The following is an 18,586-nucleotide window of genomic DNA, read 5'->3' as shown; positions in this document are numbered from 1 at the left end:
GTAAATCCGTCGGCTTAGCCTACCCAGGTTCGAACCCTGGACCTGCCACAGCAGTACGAAGAGGCCCGTCACCAGCGGAAACGCGGTGACGGGCCTCTCTTGTTTACTCCGGTTGGTTACGGCTGCCTACGGCGATCTCCGACCAGCCACGGCAAATACGCGGCCACGTTTTCCAGCGCCTGGCCGTCTCCGAGATGCGCCTCAGGCCCCACCCTGCTGACCATGTACGACTTGGCGTAGGCGCATAGAAGAATGTCCGCACCGCGCCCCGCCCACTTGGCAGCCTGTGGAGCGGAAACCCCGGATGGAGCCAGGTCGAGCTAGCGACGTGAACATCTTGAGGCAGGTGTGATCAGTCCTGAGCGGCTGGACCTTGGCTTGATAATCGAATATCGTCGATAATCGATGAATAATGATGCGAAGCCGCTGGACCGGGCCGAGGCCGAGGAGTACGCGAGCTGGTTCAAAGCGCTGGCCGACGCCACGCGCATCCAGATCGTGTCGCTGCTGGCCCGCCGCCGCGAGCCGATGACCGTGGGTGAGATCGTGACCGCCTCCGGTGTCGGCCAGTCGACCGTGTCGCACCATCTGAAGATCCTGGCCGAGGTGCGCTTCGTCCTGGTCGAACGGCAGGGCACCAGCAGCCTGTACCGGATCAACGAGAACTGCGTGAGCTGCTTCCCCACCGCCGCCGACGTGGTGATGGGCAAGCCCGTTCCCGCCACTCCGATCTGCGACTGAAGGAGACAGCCATGGCCCACGACGAGGTCGTCAAGCGATACTCGGGACTCGCTCGCGCCGCCATGACCGGCGAGACGATCATCGACTGTTCGGCCGACGAGTTCGTCAAGGGCTGCTTCGGCGCCGCCGCCTACGACGACACCGCGGAGCTGCCCGGCGGGGCCACCCGGGCCAGCCTCGGCTGCGGCGACCCGGTCGCCGTCGCCGAACTGCGCGCCGGCGAGACCGTGCTCGACCTCGGCTCGGGCGGCGGCATCGATGTCCTGCTGTCGGCCCGCCGGGTCGGCCCATACGGCAAGGCCTACGGCCTTGACGCCAGCCCCGACATGATCGAGCTGGCCAGACGCAACGCGGCGGAGGCCGGCGCGGCCAACGTCGAGTTCCTGCACGGCACCATCGAGGCCGTCCCGCTACCGGACCACTCGGTGGACGTCGTCATCTCCAACTGCGTGATCAACCTGTCCGACGACAAGGCGGCCGTCCTCGCCGAGGCCTTCCGCGTCCTACGCCCGGGCGGGCGGCTGGGGATCAGCGACATGGCGACAGAAGGCACGCTCGACCCGGTACGGCGCGCCGCCGCCGAGCAGCGGGTGGGCTGCGTCGCCGGCTCCCTGGAAGTGGCCGAGTACCGCGACCTGCTGCGTTCGACCGGCTTCGTCGGCACCTCGATGACCCTTACGGCTGACCACGGCGACGGGGTCCACTCGGCCATCATCCAGGCGGTCAAGCCCGCGATCGGTCCCGGCCTGGAGATCCGCCCGATGCGCGAGGCCGACGCGAGCCAGGTGCTGGCCATCTACCAGGCCGGACTGGACACCGGCCAGGCCGGCTTCGAGACCACCGCCCCCAGCTGGGATGCGTTCGACCGCGGCAGGCTGCCTGGGCTGCGCTACGTCGTCGCCGACGCCGACAGCGGCGAGGTCCTGGGCTGGATCGCCGCCTCGCCGGTGTCCAGCCGGTGCGTCTACGCCGGAGCGGTGGAGCACAGCGTCTACGTCCACCCTGGCTGCCAGGCCCACGGCATCGGCCGCGCGCTGTTGACCGCTTTCATCGCCGCCAGCGAGGACGCGGGCATCTGGACGATCCAGTCCGGCGTCTTCCCCGAGAACACCGCCAGCCTTTCCCTGCACCAGGCGCTGGGGTTTCGAGTGGTCGGCACCCGCGAACGCATCGGCCGGCACCACGGCGTCTGGCGTGACGTGATTCTCATGGAGCGCCGGAGCTCGGTCACCGGCCTAGAGGACGCGTCCATCTGACGTTCATTTCGGCTTGACCGTGCTGATATCCATGGGCGTCAATATTGACGCCCATGGATGAGCTGACGGTCTTTGACTGCTGCGCGCCGCTGGTGCGTCAACCGCTGGACGAGGAGAGCGCGGCAGGGCTCGCGCGGGCGTTCAAGGCGCTCGGAGACCCGGTACGGCTGCGCATCGTCTCGATCGTGGCCGGTCATGAGGGGGGCGAGGCGTGCGTGTGCGACCTGACCGCGAGCTTCGACCTGGCCCAGCCGACGATCAGCCACCACCTCAAGGTGCTCAAGGACGTCGGCCTGCTCACCAGCGAACGGCGCGGCTCCTGGGTGTACTACCGGATCGTGCCCGACCGGCTTGCCGAACTGTCGGCGCTGCTCGCCGTACCGGCTGAGGTGGCCCGATGAGGCGCAGGCTGCTGGCCGAGTTCCTCGGCACCGCGCTGCTGGTGACCGTGGTCGTCGGGTCGGGCATCATGGCCCAGACTCTCTCCCCGGACGACGTGGGCCTGCAGCTGCTGGAGAACTCCACCGCCACTGTCTTCGGCCTGGCCGTGCTCATCGTCGTGCTGGGCCCGGTCTCCGGCGCCCACTTCAACCCGGTGGTGTCGCTGGCCGACTGGTGGCAGGGACGGCAGACCGGCCGGAGGCTGCGGACGGGCGAGCTCGGCGGCTACGTCGCCGCCCAGGTGATGGGCGGCATCGGCGGCGCGGTGCTGGCCAACGCGATGTTCGACAAGCCCGTGATCACCTGGTCCACCACCGAGCGGGCGAGCGCGCATCTGTGGCTGGGAGAGGTCGTCGCCACCGCGGGCCTGGTGCTGGTGATCTTCTGCCTGACCCGGTCCGGCGGTACGGCTTTCGCCCCGCTGGCTGTGGGCGGCTACATCGGCGCGGCCTACTGGTTCACCTCCTCTACCAGCTTCGCCAACCCCGCCGTCACCGTCGGCCGCGCCTTCACCGACACCTTCGCCGGCATCGCCCCCGCCTCCGTGCCCGGCTTCGTCGTCGCCCAGCTGGTCGGCGGCGCCATCGGCCTGCTACTGGTCCACGGCCTGTTCGGCCGCCCCGCAGTGGGCACGACCAAGCCGGTCGTCCCGCATCCGGACTCCCGCTGACCGGTCGCCGCTTGACGCTCCCGCGTTTACTCAATAATTATTGACTCAATGAACGCTGACTGGAGTTCTTCGGTGGAGGCCCGAGCGCGAGTGCACGCCGCGCTCGGCGACGCGGGGCGGTTGGCCATCGTGGACCGGCTGCTGCTGGGCGACGCGTCGCCGGGCGAGCTCGGCCAGGCGCTCGGCCTGCCCACCAACCTGCTCGCCCACCACGTGAAGCTGCTGCAGGAAGCGGGCGTCGTCGAACGCCGTCGATCCGAGGGCGACCGCAGGCGCACCTACCTGCGTCTGGTGCCGCAATCGCTGTCCGGTCTGCTGCCGGCCGCGGCCCGGCCCGCCCCTCGCATCGTCTTCGTCTGCACCCACAACTCCGCCCGCTCCCAGTTGGCCGCCGCCCTGTGGAGCCGCGCCAGCGCCGTGCCTGCCACGTCGGCAGGCACTCATCCCGCACCGCACGTCCATCCCCGCACGCTCACCCTGGCCGCCCACCACGGCCTCGACCTCGACCACGCCGCCACCCGCCACGTGGATCAGACGCTGCGCCCTGACGACCTCGTCGTGGCCGTCTGCGACGCCGCCCACGAGCAGCTCGTCGACATCGACCGGCTGCACTGGTCCATCCCGGACCCCGTCCGCGCCGGCGGCGACGAGGCGTTCGAACGGGCTTACACCGACATAGCCGACCGCGTCCAACGGCTGGCGCCTGCCGTGCACCCTCCACAGGAGTGAGCCATGTCCCAGACCTACCGACACCCGGACCTGTCCGTCGACCAGCAGCACGCCCTGCTGACCGCCGCCCGCCGCCTGGCGGAAGAGTTCACCGGCACCTTCGGCACCGAGACCATCGAACGGTTCCTGCACACCAGCTACGACCAGTTCGCCATCCACGGCAAGATCCCCAACTATCTGCCGCTCCTTGCCGAACGCTTCGCCCGCCAGCGCCTGCACGCCTTGGCCCGCGTGGAAGGGCACAACGACGGACGGCCCGTCGTGCTGTTCCTCTGCGTCCACAACGCAGGCCGCTCCCAGATGGCACTGGGCCTTTTCCAGCACCTGGCCGCCGACCGAGCGCTGGCCTGGTCCGGCGGCTCGGAGTTCGCCGGCGAGATCAACCCCGCGGCCGTGGCGTCGATGGTAGAGCGGGGCATCGACATCACCGGCGAGTTCCCCAAACCCTGGACCGAGGAGATCGTCCGCGCCGCCGACGTCGTCATCACCATGGGCTGCGGCGACGCCTGCCCCGTCTACCCGGGCAAACGATACGAGGACTGGGAACTGGACGACCCGGCGGACAAGAGTGTCCAGGACGTACGACCCATCCGCGACGAGATCGAACGCCGGGTCCGCCGCCTGCTCGACGACCTCGGCATCCCCGCAGCCTGACCAGTGTGATCAGCAAGACCAGCGAAGGAAGGTATCAACCCGTGAGCGACACCCCCAGCGTCCTGTTCGTCTGCGTCCACAACGCAGGCCGCTCCCAGATGGCCGCCGGATGGCTCACCCACCTGGCGGGCGACCGCGTCGAGGTCCGCTCCGCCGGATCGGCGCCCGCCGACCGGATCAACCCGGTGGCCGTCGAGGCGATGCGCGAGGTCGGCGTCGACCTCACCGACCAGCACCCCAAGATCCTCACCACGGACGCCGTCCAGGCCTCCGACGTGGTCATCACCATGGGCTGCGGCGACGCCTGCCCGATCTTCCCCGGCAAGCGGTACGAGGACTGGAAGCTCGACGATCCCGCAGGCCAGGGCATCGAGGCCGTTCGCCCGATCCGCGACGAGATCGAACGCCGCGTGCGGGCGTTGCTGAAGGAGCTGGCTCAGGACCCTGCGTGAGCCAGCCGCCACACCGTGGCGGTGATCAGCCGGGCTGCGGCCAGGAGCGTGTCCTTGTCGACGCGGTCCGGCGTTTCGGCGGGCGTCTGGTAGCCCGGCATGCCCATCCCAATGCCGAGCGCGGCAAGTCCTGCCGCGGCATAGCGGCGGTTGTCGGAGGCCATGGCACCTGCTCGCAGCGGCACGCCTGTTTCGCGGGCGGCCTGGTCCACGGTGGCCAGGAGGGCGTGCGCGGGGCCGCCCGCCTCCACGGAGGCGGCTTGGTGCAGCTGAGCCGCTCCATCGAGGTTGATCACCATCGTGTCCGGCGGCACAGTCGGGGCGTGGTGGGCCGAGCCCCAGGCGCCGGCCTCCTCGGCGTCCAGGAAGGCCACCGCCAGATCGATCGGTACGGCATGCGCGGCGAGCACGCGGGCGGCTTCCAGGATCGCGGCCACGCCTGAGGCGTTGTCGGCTGCGGCCGGCAGCCGACGTTCCGGGTCGTCGCCGACGCCGTCGTAGTGGGCGGTCAGCAGCACGCGCGCAGGCCCGTCGTTAAGGCGGGCATGCACGTTGCGGCCTTCGACGGTGACCGGCCGCAGCGGCATCGACGCCGTCACCTGGACGGCCCCGCGGGCCAGTGCGCCGGACAGCTCTCGGTGAAGATCTGTGCGCAGCGCGACGACGGGGACCGCACGGACGCCTGGCCCGGCGATCATTTTGGGCATCCAGCCCTCGGCGTCGGTACCGCGCGCGGTCAGCACACCGGCCGCGCCGCTCTGCTCGGCTTTGCCGCAGGCTTTCGCCCAGTCGCCGGGTTCGGCCAGGATCCATCGGCCGCGGACGTCGGCGTCGTCCGTGTCTGCTACCAGAGGCGCGGTGAGCGGATGAGGAAGCTCCGCGGAGGCCAGGTGCTCGACGAAATCACGCCGGTGCTCCAGCCTTCGCGACTGCTCGTCGATCTTCCATTCCAAGACCGGCGTGGCATACAGCTCGCGCACGTCGGCGACCGGAAAGGAGACCAGTTCGACCTCGCCGCCCAGATCCCGCAGCTGGGTGGCGAGCCATTCTGCGGCGGACCGCCCGCCGGCTGTGCCCACGCGGCGACCGGCGAAGCGGTCGCCGGCGAGCTCGCGCACGGTGGCGGTCATCCGCTGGATCGACACCTGCTCAAGGGCGATGGCTAACCCCGACGCCTGGATGGGCGAGGAGGAGGTCATCCGCAGCATCCGGCCGCATCGCTGCCCGAGGCAGTAGTGGCAGCAGCCGGCGCCTGCCCGCAGCAGCCGGCAGCGGCTGCATCGGTCGCGGCGGCCTCGCTCCCGCAACAGGTGGTCGCCACCGCCGCGGCGGCCGCATCTGACGCCGGGGCGGAGGCGCCGCAGCAGCCGCCCGCCGCGGGCGGTGTGAAAGCGTCCTGCATATCGCCGATGAAGCCGCCGGAGGTCTCGGTTGCCATACGGAATCCTTCCTAGATTCGATAGCTATCTAAGCAAGGGCGAGTCTAGCCGTCTACTTAGACGCAAATCAATATAGAAGGACTTCTAATTAAGCCGCAGTTGGCTGGCGATGGCCGTAATCATGTCGCGTGCCGTACGGCCGGCGCCGATGAGGGTGGCGGAGGCGGGGCCGGTCCAGTCGCCGTATCCGAGCAGGTGCAGGCGTGGCTCGCCGATCGCTTGGGTGCCGTGGACAGGGATGAGGCCGTCGGAGCCGCGCAGCTTGAGGGGGGCGAGGTGGCTGAGAGTGGGGCGGAAGCCGGTGCACCAGATGATCGCGTCGCAGTCCCAGGTGGTGCCGTCCGCCCAGGCGACGCCGGTCTCGGTGAGGCGGGCGAACATGGGCTCGGCCTTCAGCACTCCCCGATCACGCGCCTCGCGGACCGGCGGCACGGCGACGATGTCGCCCAGGTTGGCGCCGTCCCCGTGCAGTCGGCGGGTGGCGTGCTCGAACAGCGCGCGCCCGTCGAGTTCGTCGGGCAGTAGGCGGGGCGGGCGGACAGTGACCCAGGTGGTCTCGGCGATGGCGGAGACTTCGGCGAGGATCTGCGCTCCGGAGTTGGCGCCGCCCACGATCACCACGCGCTTGCCGCCGAAGGGCTCCGGGCCGCAGTAGCCGGCGGTGTGGAGTTGCTCGCCGCGGAAGTCGCGTGTGCCCGCGTAGTGCGGGAGAAAGGGGCGCCACCAGGTGCCGGTGGCGCTGATCACCACGCGCGCCTGCCAGGTGCCGCGGTCGGTTTCCGCCAGGAGCCGTTCGCCGGCCCGCCGTACCGCCCGCACGGTCACCGGGCGCTGCACCGGCAGGTCGTAGCGGCGCTCGTAGTCGGCGAGGTACGAGACGGTGCCGGCGGCGCTCGGATAGCCGCCGTCCGGCGGGATGGGCATCATGCGGCCGGGCAGCGAACTGTACTGGGCGGGCGAGAACAGGCGCAGCGACGGCCAGACATGCCGCCACGCTCCGCCGGGCTGCTCCTGAGTGTCGAGGATCACGAAGTCGGCCTTGGCTCGCCGCAGGTAGTAGCCGGCGGCCAGGCCAGCCTGACCGCCGCCGATGACCAGGACATCGGTGGCGCGAGGGCGCACCGTCATACGGTGAGGAGTTCCACGTCGACCGGACCGCCGGACGCGGTGGTGGCGGCGGTGGCCGGCTCGGCGAGCGGGGCGAACAGCGCGCCGAGCTTGTTCACCACCTCGGGGATGATCCGGTAGTAGACCCAGGTGCCGCGCCGCTCGCCGTCGATGAGCCCAGCGGTGCGCAGCACCTTCAAGTGGTGGGAGATGGTGGGCGCGGTCAGGTCGAAGGCGTCGGTGAGATCGCAGACGCAGGCCTCGCCGCCCGCGTGCGAGCCGATCATCGACAGCAGGCGCAGCCGTACCGGATCGGCGACCGCCTTGAGCAGCACCGCCAGCTCGGCCGCGTCGTCCTCCGACAGCGGCTCGCGCGTGATCGGTGCGCAGCACTGGCTTGTCACGGCGGTCATACGGCACCCCTTACTTCGAAAACTATCGAAATTATACGCGGTGGTAGGCGACCAAGGCCAATGCGGCGATCATGCAGGCGGTGGCGACCGCGCCCATCACCCAGATGTAGCCGACTGCTTGGGCGAGCGCGACCGCTCCCAGCGGAGCGAGGGCCTTGTCAGCGACAGAGAAGGCGGCGATACGGCCGGACAGGGAGGCGTAGGCGGCGGTGCCGTAGCGCTGCACGAGCAGGTGGGGCAGGGTGATGGAGGCGATGCCGAAGCCCAGCCCGAACCCCAGCACGCAGCCGACCGCCCCGGCCATGCTCCGCCCGACCAGCGGCAGCAGCAGGACGGCGACACCCTGGAGGGTGAAGATCGCGGCGGCGATGAGGGCTGGGGGCAGCCGGGTCTGCAGGCCGGTGGTGATCAGGCGGCCGGTGACCGACAGCACGCCGAGGAGGCCGGCCAGTGTGGCGGCCAGGACCGGCGAGTGGCCGAGGTGGATGAGGTAGGTGACCAGCAGCACTGCGACGGTGGCCACCGCGCCGCCGTTGGCGGTGAAGGCGATCACGAGTAGCCAGAACGGGCGGCGGCGCACCGCGGCCTTGACGATCTCGGCTCTCTCCTCAGCCGCGGCGGGTGTGCGTGCCGCGCTGGGGCGACGGCGGATGACGAGGGTGTGCAGCGGGATCGCGGCCAGCCCGTAGAGCAGGGCGGTGAGCGGGATGAAGATCGACGAGGCGAACCCGGCCACAATGGTCAGCGCCAGCAGAGCGCCCGCCCGTCCCTTCTCGTCGCCGCCGTACCAGGCGACGATGACGGCGAAGGCCGCCTCGTACAGCACCATGGCGCAGGCGATGCCGATGGCGGCGAACACCGCGTACAGCTGCCAGAGAGTCTCCGCCCGCGACCAGGTCAGCACCGCGGCCGTGCCGAGGATCGAACCGGCGCTCATCAGGCCGCGCCCACCGCGGGCGTCCAGCCAGCGTCCCGCGGCGGGTGCGCACAGGGCGGCGATCAGGATCGACAGTGTGAGCGCGGCGGCGACTTGGGTGTGGGAGGCGTTCAGCTCGCGCACCATCGGGGTCAGGAAGACGGAGAAGGCGTAGTAGAGCACGCCGTAGCCGATGGTCTGGGTGACGGCCAGCGCGGCGACGATCCGCCGGCCGTGGCCGGAACGTGGCTGACCGCCGCCCCAGGTCTGCGGGGCGGCGGTCTCGGCGGTGGAGCTCACTCGGCCTCGCTGGAGCAGGCGATCAGGCGACGCCCGTCCGCGGTCGTCGTCCACTCATCCCCGGCCTCGGCGATGAAGCCCTGGGCCTCCAGCCGCCAGGTCAAGGTTCCGGCCATGCGGGCGACGGCGGACGCGAAGCCCGGGTTGGTGCTGGATCGCCGGGCACTGACCAGCTGACGGCCCAACTCTTCTGTGTGCAACCGGCCGTGGTCGCAGATGAGGCGCAAGGCCTCCTTCTGAGCTGCGGTCGGGTATCCGTCTGACATGCCGATCCCTGCTTTCAGCCGCAGCAGCCGCCGCCGTCGGAGGCGCCGACAGTGGCCAGCGGCAGCGGGGTGGCCAGCAGGCCGCCGCTGATCCCGGTGGCCAGGCCGACGCGCTGCTCCTGAGCTTCGGCCAGACTGGAGGAGCACACTCCCGTCTCCGGCAGGTCGAGCTGCACGTCACGGGCGGCCTCCCAGTCGCCCGCGATCGCCGCGACAACCGAGCGGACCTGCTCGTAGCCGGTGGCCATCAGGAAGGTGGGGGCGCGGCCGTAGCTCTTGACGCCGACGGCGTAGTAACCGGGCTCGGGGTGGGACAGCTCGTCGACGCCATGAGCGGGGACGGTGCCGCAGGAGTGCTGGTTGGGATCGATCAGCGGAGCCAATTGCCGGGTGGAGCCGAGAATCGGGTCCAGGTCCAGGCGCAACTCGGAGGCGATGGAGTGGTCGGGACGGTAGCCGGTCGCGACCACGATGCGGTCCACCGTGACCGACTGCTCGGCGCCGGACGGGTCACGGCTGACCACGATCGCCTGGTCGCCGCTACGGGTGACGGAGTGGGCGAAGAAGCCCGTCAGCAGCCGGACGCGGCCCGACTCGACGTGTGCGCGCAGGCGGGTGCCGAGAGCGCCGCGAGCCGGAAGCGCGTCGGCCTCGCCGCCTCCGTAGGTACGGCTGGCGCCCGCCGCGCGGATCGCCCACGTGATCGGCGTGTTCTCCAGCTGGGCCAAAGCGAGCAGCGTGGTGGCCGCCGAGTGGCCCGCGCCGACGACGAGCGTGTGCCTGCCCTCGTAGCGGTCGCGGTCGTCGCCGAGCACGTCGGGAAGGGCGTGGTCAACCAGGTCGCCGACCTCGGCCTCGCCGTGAGCGGGCAGGCCGCTCGCACCCAGCACGTTCGGGCTGGTGTAGCTACCCGAGGCGTCCACGATCGCGCGGGCCAGGAGTTCCTCGCCACCCTCCAGGCGGATGAGGAACGGGGCGTCTTCGCGACCGTTGGTGCGGACTCGGTCATAGCCGAGACGGCTGATCGCGCTCACCTTGGCGCCCAGCCGTACCTTCTCGCCGAACAACTTGGCCAGCGGCGCGAGATAGTCGTCGATGAGCTCGCCGCCGGTCGGCAGCCAGTCGGGGTCGGGCGCGGTCCAGCCGTCGGCCTCCAGCAGGCGGCGAGCGGCGGCGTCGATGTTGTACTTCCACGGGCTGAACACCCGCACGTGGCCCCACTGGGCAACCGACGCGGCGACCTGACCCCCGGCCTCCAGGACCAGGAAGTCCTGACCCCGCTCGGCCAGATGCGCGGCGGCGGCCAGTCCGACCGGGCCCGCACCGATCACCACGATCGGCAGCACGCCGGCAGCGCCGGAGGTCACATTCTGCTCAAGCTCAAGGGAGGCGGTGGTGCCGCAGCAATTGGCGCTCATGATGGCTTCTCCTGGGTTTCGGTACGGCTTAGCGGAACAGCAGGATGTCGATGTGGACACGGTCCACGGCGGCCCTGGAGCGGCACGCAGCGTCGCAGACCTCGCCGGTGGCCTCGTTGAAGACGAAAGTCGGGCCCTGGCGGTAACGGCGGAACCGAGCGCGCATTGCGCACCTCCTGTTTAGAAGTTCATCTAAGCAGTGCCTATAATGCGGCACTACTTAGAGAGATGTCAAATTAGCTGGATGTCGAATCAGCTGGCGATGTCAGAGGCCGACCTGGGCTGGAGCGTGGCGGGCGTGCGCGGCCAGCGGGCCCATGATGTGCGCGGCGTCGGCCGCGACACCGCGCAAGGTGTTGGAGGCGAACGAGCGCTGGAACTCCAGCCCCAGGTAGGCCAGGCCCGGCCGGACCAGGGACAGACCGCCCTGATGCAGCGGCAGGCCATGCTCGTCCAGCGCGCCGAGCGGCGCCAGATAGCCGAGGTCGGGCAGGTAGCCGGTGGCCAGCAGCACCACGTCCACCGGCTCCCGTACGCCGTCGGCCCACACGACGCGTCCGCCGTCCAGGGCGCCGAACATGGGCCGGCGCACCAGGCGGCCGCCCTCCACGGCGGCGGCGTAGTCCCCCACGTCCATGACCAGACGGGCCTGCACATGGTGGATCAACCAGGCCGGCGGCAGCTCGTCGAAGCCACTGGAGACCAGCCAGTGGTGCACATCCCGGCCGTCGCGCCACTGCGACAGGAAGGCCAGCGGCTGGCGTGAGGCGATCGTCACGTCCGCGACCTCGGCCAGCTCGTAGGCGATCTGCACGGCGGAGTTGCCACCGCCGACCACGACCACACGCTGCCCGGCCAGATCCTTCGGGCTGCGGTAGTCGGCCGCGTGCAGCACGCGGCCAGTGAAGGCTCGGCCCCTGGTAGGGCAGGAAGGATCGGGCGGGAGAAGGAGCCACTGGCGGCCACCACGCCCGCGGCCTCCAGTTCCTGGCCGTCGGCGGTGCGCACAACGAAGCGACCGTCCTGGCTCTGTTCCACCGCCTCTACCCGAGTGCCGGTGCGGATCTCCGCGTCCAGGCCGGCCGCATACCTGGCCAAATAGTCCACCACTTCGTCACGGTGGGGGTAGCGGTCAGGGTCGCCGTCGAAGTCCAGGCCGGGCATCGCGCTGAAGCGGGCCGGGGAGAACAGCGTGAGGCTGTCGTAGTAGTCCGGCCAGGCACCAGCCGGCCGCGGCCCGACCTCCAGCACGAGGGGCCGCAGGCCGGCTTCGAGAATGGCGCGAGCTGCGGCGAGGCCGGACTGGCCGGCGCCGATCACGACGACGGGAAGAGCGGGTGTGGTCATGCCGGGGACCATATATCGCTGATTTTAGATATGTCAAAGAAGAGATATGATGGTGCAATGTCCGTCAGGAGGGAGTCATCCATGTCGTCATCCGCGCCCGACACGGGCCTGGAAATCGCCGGGGAGCAGCAGTCGTGCTGCGCAGTCCCGGCCGAGCCGCAGACGGACGAGGTCGAGCTCAGCCCAGCCGTCCACGCGTTCCTCAAAGCGCTGGCCAGCCCGGTCCGCCAGCGCATCATGCTGCTGTTCGCTCGGGGCGCCGAACTGTCGGTCGGCCAGGTGGCCGAGCTCGCCGACCTCGGACAGCCACGCGCCTCCGAGCAGCTCGCCGAGCTCAAGCGAGGCGGCATCCTGACCTCCCGCAAGGAGGGCAAAGTCGTGCTGTATCGCGCCGACAAGCAGGCCACCGCCGCGGCCCTGGCCGACCTTCAGAGCTACCTCAAGTACTGCTGCTGACCCACTCCAGATCGCTCACGGCCGCCCAGTCCGCGGCGTCAACGGAACAGCAGCAGCGTCGGCATCATGCGGACGTAGACGACCATGCCCACGACTTCCACCAAGGCTTGGGTGACCACCACCACTGCGGCGACGGCCAACTGATCTGGCAGCGCCAGCGCCAATGGCAGGACGACGAGGGAGTTACGGGTCGCACCGGCGAACACGGTCGCCCGTCCAGCGGGTGCGTCCAGGCGGAACAGACGGGCGACCGCCAGGCCGGCGACGGCCATCACGGACAGGAAAAGCACGTAGAACGGCACCACACCGACCACTGCGGCCAAGTTGCCGTCAAGCTTGGGCACCTGGGAGGCGACCACCGTGATCAGGGTGGCCGCCAGGAAACGACCCTCGCGCAGCGAGTGCACCAGCTCAGCTGCGGGCACCTGCAGAAACGTCACATACATCAGCGTCCACCGATCACCCTGGCTACCGAGTGGCCTGGAGCCGCAAGCAGTACGCGAGCCACGGGGACTTCGAGCGGATGGCTCAGTGACCTGCGCCTCTTACGTGTGACCAGAACTTTCGTCTCACACAGTGGAACAGGTCATCCAAATGTGATGAAGAAGCGTCATTATGGGGACAGTGCTACGTACTAAGTACTTGGCCAGAGTGATTACGATATGCCGACGAAGCAAGGTGCAAGCCGACACGCCGTATGCGGTGCTGATTTAGTTGGCATTGCTTCTGTGACATCGCTTGCGGAGAGCACGCTAGTCACTACGCTGAGTTTGTAGGCCGTGCACACGGCCCTCTCGACTGGATATCGAGCGGACCGCGTGAACGACGTGAAGTCGTCACCCTTCGCGTCCTGGCAGACCTCTGTGGGTGGGGCGCTTCACACTCAAGGGTGGTCTTGGGGCCTTCTCGCTACTAGAGCGGGAAGCCCCCGAGGCCGCCGCCGCTGCCGAAGAACTCCTTGTAGAGCTGCCGGCCGACCTCCCAGAGGGCACCCTTGATGAGGGCGGAGCCTACTGCGAAGATCCATCCGGCCCGGGATTTTTGGCCCTTGCTCTCATCTTCAGCGCGCTTGCGCCGGTGCTTACCCATAGAGCTAATACCTCCTCGTGTTGATGCGCCCCCGCGAGGGGACGACTTCCGGCCGTCGGGCCCAGCGCCCGGAAGCCGGGGTCGCGTCGAGCGACCACGTGGCATCGCCCGCGTCAGGCGATCAACATCGAGTTGGTACTAGTAAAGATTAGCCGTGCGCGCGGGAAAGTACCCACCATGAACGCGCAGATCGAAATGGGGGCTCCTACTGGGAGTGGCCAGGCGACTTCGGGCATTGGAACGTGACAGTGTCTCCCATCTGCGGTGACATGAGCATCACCGGCTGTTATTAGTGACACCTAAAGATCGAATATAAATGATCTTGGCCGAAAGATGGTCCTTCTGGGCTATAAGGAAATGAGGCAAGGAGGCGACGAAAGCGGACATAAAAGTCAGCGGTCACAGATCATCTTTGCGGGGTCGACAACTGCTGTGACATGCGAAGGCGATGCGCGGCCTGTGCCTGGCGGATGTCGACGACCTCGACCCGTCCAGGGAACACCGCCCGCGGGAACACATAGCTTCGCCCGCCGGAACATCGAGAACACTCCGGCGTCATCGACCATCCCCCACAACAGGTACGAACCGATCGCCCGGGCTGCCCTGCACGAACGGGCCCCGGAGATCTCATCCGGTCTCCCTTCGGGTCGCGGTCACTTCCAGCTCCCAGACCGCTGAGGGGCATCGCCTGAATGCAGGTCGAGCAGCTCGTCACGGCGGTCCCGCCGCTGCACGCCGACATGGATGTTGCGGTAGCCGGGAAACCCGGGCGCCTGCCCGTGCTTCCGTCCCGGCAGATCGGACGCCTCGATGCGGGTCATCACGACAGCATCATTCTCCCGAATCACCGCGTGCGGCGCTCGCCAGTGCGCCGCATCACCGGCTCAGCGCGGCGTTCGCAGGATTGCCACAATCCGAGCCACGCTCGCCGACATGCCAGCGCCAGCGGCTGGCGGGATAGCCAGCGAAGTGTGATCGTGCCGAATGCGTGCCGAAATCGAGCTTCAAAGCCAAAGAACCGCAGGTCAGAGGCATGAATCAGCGGGACTGTAAATCCGTCGGCTTAGCCTACCCAGGTTCGAACCCGGGACCTGCCACACCAGCGAGAAGAGGCTCGCCACCAGCGGAAACGCGGTGGCGAGCCTCTCTTGTTTGCTCTGGTTGCCTACAGCTTCTTACGGGTGTCTCCGGCCAGTCACGGCAAATACGCGGCCGCATTTTCGGCGTTTGGTCGCCTCCCAGCTTCCCTTCATGGCCTCGCCTGCTGCCATGAACGCATCTCGCGTAGACGCGTAGACGAACATCCACGCCGTGCCCCGCCAACTTGGCGACGCCCTCGAATGCCGCGTCCGTCTGGAAGTTCCCTCCGGTGCCTGCCTCACCCGTCCCGTTGCGTCCTCGGCCACGTCGGACGGGGCGGAGAAGTAGAGATGCGTGCCGCCGCGCCCCGTGCGGACCGTGAAGGTCTCCAACGGCAGAGACTCTTGCCCGCTCGCAGAGCACAGCGAGAACGTCAGCGCCGTCATGAACACCAGGCAGAGCCCATTCCGGCGGCGGCGGATCCCCCCGGTCCTGGGGACGTCCAGGTCGATCACCGTAAGGCGGGACGGGCCACACGCGATGCCGATGTTGTACGGCGCGCGTGCCGCCGCAGCCAAGCGACCACCGACAACGACAAAGGCGCCGAGTGGCAGCAGTCCAAGGACGTTCTCTGGGCAGCGTTCCGATCTGGCGGGAGACGCCGACACCACGATCACGCCTTACTCACTGCCGGCTGTTCGGTGAGATCGGCTCAGCGCTTCTCAGGATGAAACGGAGGCTCATTGTTCCGCGAAAATCGACACAGTCGACGCGGCTTCGCACCGCCTCCCCCTCGCTGGCGTGACCGGCTTCATCCGTTGTCCGTTCTTGCCGGCCTCGGCATTGCAGTGCGGGTGACCGGTTCGATAGGAAGCCCTGCCGCCTGGGGCCGCTCTCTTCAGGTCAGACGGTCGGTATGGAGGCCGGTCGGACCGTGGCGCGGTGGTCCGATCGGCCTCCATGCCACATCAGACGGGAACCAGACTCCACTGCTGGCTAAGGTTGTTCGTGTCGGTCTGCTGCACGATCACGGCAAGGTCCGCGGTCGAGTCGCCGCGGACGCCGATGACCTTGCCGCTGCGCACGTTGCCGATCTTGAAGTAGCCGTCACCGGTGTCGATGAGCATCCACTGCTGGTTGGTGCCACCTGCGTCGCCCCATTGGATGATCGGAACGTCGTCAGCCGTCGAACCTCCGCTGACGTCGGCCAGCAGGCCGGAATTGACGTTCTTCAGCGTGTACACCCGGCTGCCGAGATCGGTCAGCTGCCAGCGCTGGCTCGGGCTGCCCTGGTCGGTGGTCTGGATCAGGCCCGTTCCGGCAGTGGTAGAGGAACCGGACACCTCGACGGCCTTGCCGCTGCGCCGGTTGACCAGGATGAACGTGGTGGCCTTGGCTGGTGGCGTGACCGTGGCGGAGCCGCCCGCGGCCACAGTGACGTTCTGGCTCCAGGTGCCGAACCTGACCCGGGTCGAGGTGCCCCCGACGCTGCGCAGGGTCGCGCTGGTGACGTTGCCGTTCGCCCAGTCCATGTCCAGGGTGAATCCGCCGCGCAGGCCGAGACCCCGGACGCTGCCGGTGCCCCATGCCGCCGGCGTCGCGGGCAGCAGCTCGACGACGCCGGGCCGGGAGTAGGCCAGCATCTCCAGCATGGCCGCCGGCGTGCCGAAGTTGGCATCGATCTGCAGGAACGCGCCGCTGCCGATGGACATCATGTCCAGCATGTTGATCGACGTCCCGTTGGAGTTGTCGTTGACCACCGGCTTCAGGACGGTGAGCAGCAGCTTGTAGGCGTTGTCGGCGTGCTTGAGCCGGGCCCAGCACAGCGCGCGCCAGGCGTTGGACCAGCCGAAGCTCTCCATGCCGCGGGCGATGAGCTGGTTGCGCACGCCGATGACGATCGGCACCGGCCCCTGGTCGTGGGTGATGCGGTCCCCCGGGGAGAAGCCCACCAGCCCGGACAGGTGCCGGTGGGTGCTCTCGCCGAGGTTGTCGTCGGTCATCCACTCCTCGAGCCAGCCGGTCGTGGCGCTGACCTCGGGCAGGTACAACTTGGCCTGCAGCCCGGCGATGGCCGCCGCGTAGGTCGAGTCGACGCCGAGCTTGGCGCAGGTGTCGCGGTAGTTCTGGAAGAGCTGCCAGACCAGTTCCTGGGCGTAGGTGATGCCCTTGGCGTTGGTCGGCCCGTGTTCCGGTGACCAGTCGCTGTCGTCGATGAGGACTTCCCTGGTGACACCGTTCTGCGTCACCGTGGTCGTGATCAGCCGCGCCTCCCAGAACTGGCAGGCGCCTTTGAGCAGCGGGTGGATCTTGGCCAGGTAGTCGCGGTCGAGCGTGTACTCGTAGTGCTCGAACAGCGAGTTGCACAGCCACGCGTTGCCCGCCGGGTGCCACCACCAGCCCATGCCGCCGTAGACGTTGGTGGAGATGGCCGTCGTCCAGCCAGCGATCTTGCGGCTGCTGTTGCGGAACCCGTTGCGCCGGTCGTTGAACAACCGCTGCGTCTGCGTGGTCCAGGAGGGCACCTGGGCGACGCAGTAATCAGCGAAGGCGTCGAAGCACTCCGGCAGGCCCGCGCGGTCGGGCAGCCAGTAGTTCATCTGGACGTTGATGTCGGTGTGGTAGTCGCCCATCCAGTCCGGGTTGTTGCGGTCGAACCACAGGCCCTGGAGATTGGTCGGCAGGCTGGTACGCGATCCGGTGATCGTCAGGTACCGGCCGAACTGCAGGTAGCTCGCCTCCAGTTCGGGGTCCGGCGCGCTGCCCGCCGCGGCCCGGGCGGCCAGGCGAGCAGCGGTGTCCATGGCGCGCTGGGTCGAGGACGACGTGCCGAGGCTGACCGACATCCGGCCGTAGAGGGCCTGGTAGTCGGCGACGTGCGTGGAGCGCAGGGTGCTGCCGCCCGCTGCGAGCGCGGCGGTGGCCTTGCTCGTCGCCACTGCCGTCGGGTCGACGGTGGCGTCCTTGAACGCCTTGGTACCGTCCGGCACGTAGTTGGTGCCGCCGGAGATGACGATCAGGACTTCCGAGCAGCCGGAGAAGGTGACGTCGGCGCCGCTGGCCTGCACCGTGCCGCCGGTGCCCTGGACCGCGACCGCCGCGCCGTACTTCAGGCCGTTGCCAAGGGTTCCCGAGAACGAGCCGGTCTTCGAGGTCGAGTTCGTGGTGGTGGTCTCGCCGTGGGTGCCGTTGAGGGCCACGCTTCCGGTGTAGCTGCCGCCTCCGCCTTGGGTCAGGCGCACGACGATGACGTCGTCCGGGTGGCTGGCGTACACCTCGCGCTGGTAGCTGACCCCGCCGAGGGTGTAGCTGGCCGACGCGTACCCGTTGCTCAGGTCGAGTTGCCTGCGGTAGTTGGCGACTGCGGCGGTGGTGTGCGCGGGGACCTTCAGATATGCCTTGGCAAGCATGCTGATGGTGCCGAACTTGGTGGTCTCGTACGGGAACTGCCCGTCGCCTTGCAGTCTGTCGTTCAGTCCACCGGTCCACAGCGAACAGTCGGTGATGTACAGGGCGTCGTTGGCCGGATCGCCGGAGACCAGGGCGCCGATGCGGCCGTTTCCGATCGGTACGCCCTCCTGCATGATCTTCGATTCCACAGCGGGCGTGCGGTACCAGAGGGTGGTCGCCTCGGCTTCGGGGACCAGCGCCTCGCTCGCCGGACGGGGCGTTTCCTCGGCTGAGGCGGTGAAGACCGGGATATCGCTGAGGGCGAGCGCGGCGCCTCCCACGCCGCCTAGTCGCAGCAGGTTGCGCCTGCTCAGCGGGTTGGAACCGGGTGCAGGGGAAGAAGGTACGACGTCCACGGGTGT

The 18,586-nt window shown here is 68.8% G+C and carries 22 protein-coding genes; 8 read left to right on the top strand and 14 right to left on the bottom strand.

All coding sequences use genetic code 11. The features are described from left to right. Nucleotides 1–405 precede the first annotated feature (405 nt). From ACWDLG_RS41460 to ACWDLG_RS41430, 7 genes are read left to right on the top strand one after another with little or no spacing between them, the layout of a single operon-like run. The gene (locus tag ACWDLG_RS41460; protein ID WP_354922652.1) at nucleotides 406–741 is read left to right on the top strand and encodes an ArsR/SmtB family transcription factor; all 336 of its coding nucleotides are present in this window, start codon (nucleotides 406–408) and stop codon (nucleotides 739–741) included. Nucleotides 742–752: 11 nt separating this feature from the next. Beyond that, complete coding sequence (locus tag ACWDLG_RS41455; protein ID WP_449930585.1) at nucleotides 753–1,997, top strand: GNAT family N-acetyltransferase; 1,245 nt, start codon at nucleotides 753–755, stop codon at nucleotides 1,995–1,997. 53 nt (nucleotides 1,998–2,050) lie between these two features. Further along, nucleotides 2,051–2,398, top strand: a complete 348-nt coding sequence (locus ACWDLG_RS41450) for an ArsR/SmtB family transcription factor (protein ID WP_449930583.1) — start codon at nucleotides 2,051–2,053, stop codon at nucleotides 2,396–2,398. After that, nucleotides 2,395–3,108, top strand: coding sequence for an MIP/aquaporin family protein (locus ACWDLG_RS41445; RefSeq protein WP_449930581.1), 714 nt, complete (start codon nucleotides 2,395–2,397; stop codon nucleotides 3,106–3,108). The genes ACWDLG_RS41450 and ACWDLG_RS41445 overlap by 4 nt, the downstream gene beginning before the upstream one ends. Nucleotides 3,109–3,156: 48 nt before the next feature. After that, nucleotides 3,157–3,837 carry an arsenate reductase/protein-tyrosine-phosphatase family protein gene (locus ACWDLG_RS41440; protein ID WP_449930579.1) on the top strand — a complete coding sequence of 227 codons (681 nt, stop codon included), beginning with the start codon at nucleotides 3,157–3,159 and terminating at the stop codon, nucleotides 3,835–3,837. A gap of 3 nt (nucleotides 3,838–3,840) precedes the next feature. Continuing rightward, nucleotides 3,841–4,491: an arsenate reductase ArsC gene (locus ACWDLG_RS41435; protein WP_449930577.1), complete on the top strand. Its 651-nt coding sequence runs from the start codon at nucleotides 3,841–3,843 to the stop codon at nucleotides 4,489–4,491. 41 nt (nucleotides 4,492–4,532) lie between these two features. Next, nucleotides 4,533–4,943 (top strand): arsenate reductase ArsC, encoded by a 411-nt coding sequence (locus ACWDLG_RS41430; RefSeq protein ID WP_449930575.1) that lies wholly within the window; start codon nucleotides 4,533–4,535, stop codon nucleotides 4,941–4,943. Here the strand turns inward: ACWDLG_RS41430 and ACWDLG_RS41425 are convergent. The 9 genes from ACWDLG_RS41425 to ACWDLG_RS41385 form a co-directional block, all read right to left on the bottom strand. Next, complete coding sequence (locus tag ACWDLG_RS41425) at nucleotides 4,928–6,151, bottom strand: M28 family metallopeptidase (RefSeq protein ID WP_449930573.1); 1,224 nt, start codon at nucleotides 6,149–6,151, stop codon at nucleotides 4,928–4,930. The two genes, ACWDLG_RS41430 and ACWDLG_RS41425, sit on opposite strands and share 16 nt — an antisense overlap. Nucleotides 6,152–6,466: 315 nt before the next feature. After that, nucleotides 6,467–7,510: an ArsO family NAD(P)H-dependent flavin-containing monooxygenase gene (locus tag ACWDLG_RS41420; RefSeq protein ID WP_449930571.1), complete on the bottom strand. Its 1,044-nt coding sequence runs from the start codon at nucleotides 7,508–7,510 to the stop codon at nucleotides 6,467–6,469. Continuing rightward, a complete protein-coding gene (locus tag ACWDLG_RS41415) occupies nucleotides 7,507–7,902 on the bottom strand; it encodes a metalloregulator ArsR/SmtB family transcription factor (protein ID WP_449930569.1) in 396 nt (131 codons plus the stop codon). Before ACWDLG_RS41415 ends, ACWDLG_RS41420 begins: the two co-directional genes overlap by 4 nt. A gap of 31 nt (nucleotides 7,903–7,933) precedes the next feature. Next, nucleotides 7,934–9,118: an MFS transporter gene (locus ACWDLG_RS41410; RefSeq protein WP_449930567.1), complete on the bottom strand. Its 1,185-nt coding sequence runs from the start codon at nucleotides 9,116–9,118 to the stop codon at nucleotides 7,934–7,936. After that, nucleotides 9,115–9,345 (bottom strand): hypothetical protein, encoded by a 231-nt coding sequence (locus ACWDLG_RS41405; RefSeq protein ID WP_449930565.1) that lies wholly within the window; start codon nucleotides 9,343–9,345, stop codon nucleotides 9,115–9,117. The genes ACWDLG_RS41410 and ACWDLG_RS41405 overlap by 4 nt, the downstream gene beginning before the upstream one ends. Before the next feature lie 53 nt (nucleotides 9,346–9,398). Continuing rightward, the gene (locus tag ACWDLG_RS41400) at nucleotides 9,399–10,802 is read right to left on the bottom strand and encodes an FAD-dependent oxidoreductase (protein WP_449930563.1); all 1,404 of its coding nucleotides are present in this window, start codon (nucleotides 10,800–10,802) and stop codon (nucleotides 9,399–9,401) included. 28 nt (nucleotides 10,803–10,830) lie between these two features. Next, entirely contained in the window at nucleotides 10,831–10,968 is a 138-nt protein-coding gene (locus ACWDLG_RS41395) for a hypothetical protein (RefSeq protein ID WP_354922619.1), read from the bottom strand. Nucleotides 10,969–11,067: 99 nt separating this feature from the next. After that, nucleotides 11,068–11,694 (bottom strand): NAD(P)-binding domain-containing protein, encoded by a 627-nt coding sequence (locus ACWDLG_RS41390; RefSeq protein WP_449930592.1) that lies wholly within the window; start codon nucleotides 11,692–11,694, stop codon nucleotides 11,068–11,070. Then, nucleotides 11,577–12,149 (bottom strand): FAD-dependent oxidoreductase, encoded by a 573-nt coding sequence (locus tag ACWDLG_RS41385; protein ID WP_449930560.1) that lies wholly within the window; start codon nucleotides 12,147–12,149, stop codon nucleotides 11,577–11,579. The genes ACWDLG_RS41390 and ACWDLG_RS41385 overlap by 118 nt, the downstream gene beginning before the upstream one ends. Nucleotides 12,150–12,230: 81 nt before the next feature. Here ACWDLG_RS41385 and ACWDLG_RS41380 point away from each other — a divergent pair, with 81 nt between their 5' ends. After that, nucleotides 12,231–12,605, top strand: a complete 375-nt coding sequence (locus ACWDLG_RS41380; protein WP_449930558.1) for an ArsR/SmtB family transcription factor — start codon at nucleotides 12,231–12,233, stop codon at nucleotides 12,603–12,605. A 38-nt stretch (nucleotides 12,606–12,643) separates the two neighbouring features. Here ACWDLG_RS41380 and ACWDLG_RS41375 read toward each other — a convergent pair whose 3' ends face one another. From ACWDLG_RS41375 to ACWDLG_RS41355, 5 genes are all read right to left on the bottom strand, one after another. After that, nucleotides 12,644–13,045 carry a hypothetical protein gene (locus tag ACWDLG_RS41375; protein ID WP_449930556.1) on the bottom strand — a complete coding sequence of 134 codons (402 nt, stop codon included), beginning with the start codon at nucleotides 13,043–13,045 and terminating at the stop codon, nucleotides 12,644–12,646. A 472-nt stretch (nucleotides 13,046–13,517) separates the two neighbouring features. Next, on the bottom strand, nucleotides 13,518–13,694 hold the full coding sequence (locus tag ACWDLG_RS41370; RefSeq protein ID WP_449930554.1) for a hypothetical protein: 177 nt from the start codon (nucleotides 13,692–13,694) through the stop codon (nucleotides 13,518–13,520). A gap of 653 nt (nucleotides 13,695–14,347) precedes the next feature. Continuing rightward, nucleotides 14,348–14,515: a DUF5990 family protein gene (locus ACWDLG_RS41365; RefSeq protein WP_449930552.1), complete on the bottom strand. Its 168-nt coding sequence runs from the start codon at nucleotides 14,513–14,515 to the stop codon at nucleotides 14,348–14,350. A 354-nt stretch (nucleotides 14,516–14,869) separates the two neighbouring features. Continuing rightward, nucleotides 14,870–15,442, bottom strand: coding sequence for a bifunctional DNA primase/polymerase (locus ACWDLG_RS41360; RefSeq protein ID WP_449930590.1), 573 nt, complete (start codon nucleotides 15,440–15,442; stop codon nucleotides 14,870–14,872). 300 nt (nucleotides 15,443–15,742) lie between these two features. After that, nucleotides 15,743–18,580, bottom strand: a complete 2,838-nt coding sequence (locus tag ACWDLG_RS41355) for a glycosyl hydrolase family 95 catalytic domain-containing protein (protein WP_449930550.1) — start codon at nucleotides 18,578–18,580, stop codon at nucleotides 15,743–15,745. Between the last annotated feature and the right edge of the window lie 6 nt (nucleotides 18,581–18,586).

This window comes from Nonomuraea sp. NPDC003727, from assembly GCF_053586935.1.
This window is presented reverse-complemented; position numbering and strand designations above follow the sequence as displayed.

Coding starts and splice junctions, on each gene's coding strand:
- ACWDLG_RS41460 (WP_354922652.1), top strand. CDS start 406: ATGAATAATGATGCGAAGCCGCTGGACCGGGCCGAGGCCGAGGAGTAC.
- ACWDLG_RS41455 (WP_449930585.1), top strand. CDS start 753: ATGGCCCACGACGAGGTCGTCAAGCGATACTCGGGACTCGCTCGCGCC.
- ACWDLG_RS41450 (WP_449930583.1), top strand. CDS start 2,051: ATGGATGAGCTGACGGTCTTTGACTGCTGCGCGCCGCTGGTGCGTCAA.
- ACWDLG_RS41445 (WP_449930581.1), top strand. CDS start 2,395: ATGAGGCGCAGGCTGCTGGCCGAGTTCCTCGGCACCGCGCTGCTGGTG.
- ACWDLG_RS41440 (WP_449930579.1), top strand. CDS start 3,157: ATGAACGCTGACTGGAGTTCTTCGGTGGAGGCCCGAGCGCGAGTGCAC.
- ACWDLG_RS41435 (WP_449930577.1), top strand. CDS start 3,841: ATGTCCCAGACCTACCGACACCCGGACCTGTCCGTCGACCAGCAGCAC.
- ACWDLG_RS41425 (WP_449930573.1), bottom strand. CDS start 6,151: ATGCTGCGGATGACCTCCTCCTCGCCCATCCAGGCGTCGGGGTTAGCC.
- ACWDLG_RS41420 (WP_449930571.1), bottom strand. CDS start 7,510: ATGACGGTGCGCCCTCGCGCCACCGATGTCCTGGTCATCGGCGGCGGT.
- ACWDLG_RS41415 (WP_449930569.1), bottom strand. CDS start 7,902: ATGACCGCCGTGACAAGCCAGTGCTGCGCACCGATCACGCGCGAGCCG.
- ACWDLG_RS41400 (WP_449930563.1), bottom strand. CDS start 10,802: ATGAGCGCCAATTGCTGCGGCACCACCGCCTCCCTTGAGCTTGAGCAG.
- ACWDLG_RS41395 (WP_354922619.1), bottom strand. CDS start 10,968: ATGCGCGCTCGGTTCCGCCGTTACCGCCAGGGCCCGACTTTCGTCTTC.
- ACWDLG_RS41385 (WP_449930560.1), bottom strand. CDS start 12,149: ATGACCACACCCGCTCTTCCCGTCGTCGTGATCGGCGCCGGCCAGTCC.
- ACWDLG_RS41380 (WP_449930558.1), top strand. CDS start 12,231: ATGTCGTCATCCGCGCCCGACACGGGCCTGGAAATCGCCGGGGAGCAG.
- ACWDLG_RS41370 (WP_449930554.1), bottom strand. CDS start 13,694: ATGGGTAAGCACCGGCGCAAGCGCGCTGAAGATGAGAGCAAGGGCCAA.
- ACWDLG_RS41365 (WP_449930552.1), bottom strand. CDS start 14,515: ATGACCCGCATCGAGGCGTCCGATCTGCCGGGACGGAAGCACGGGCAG.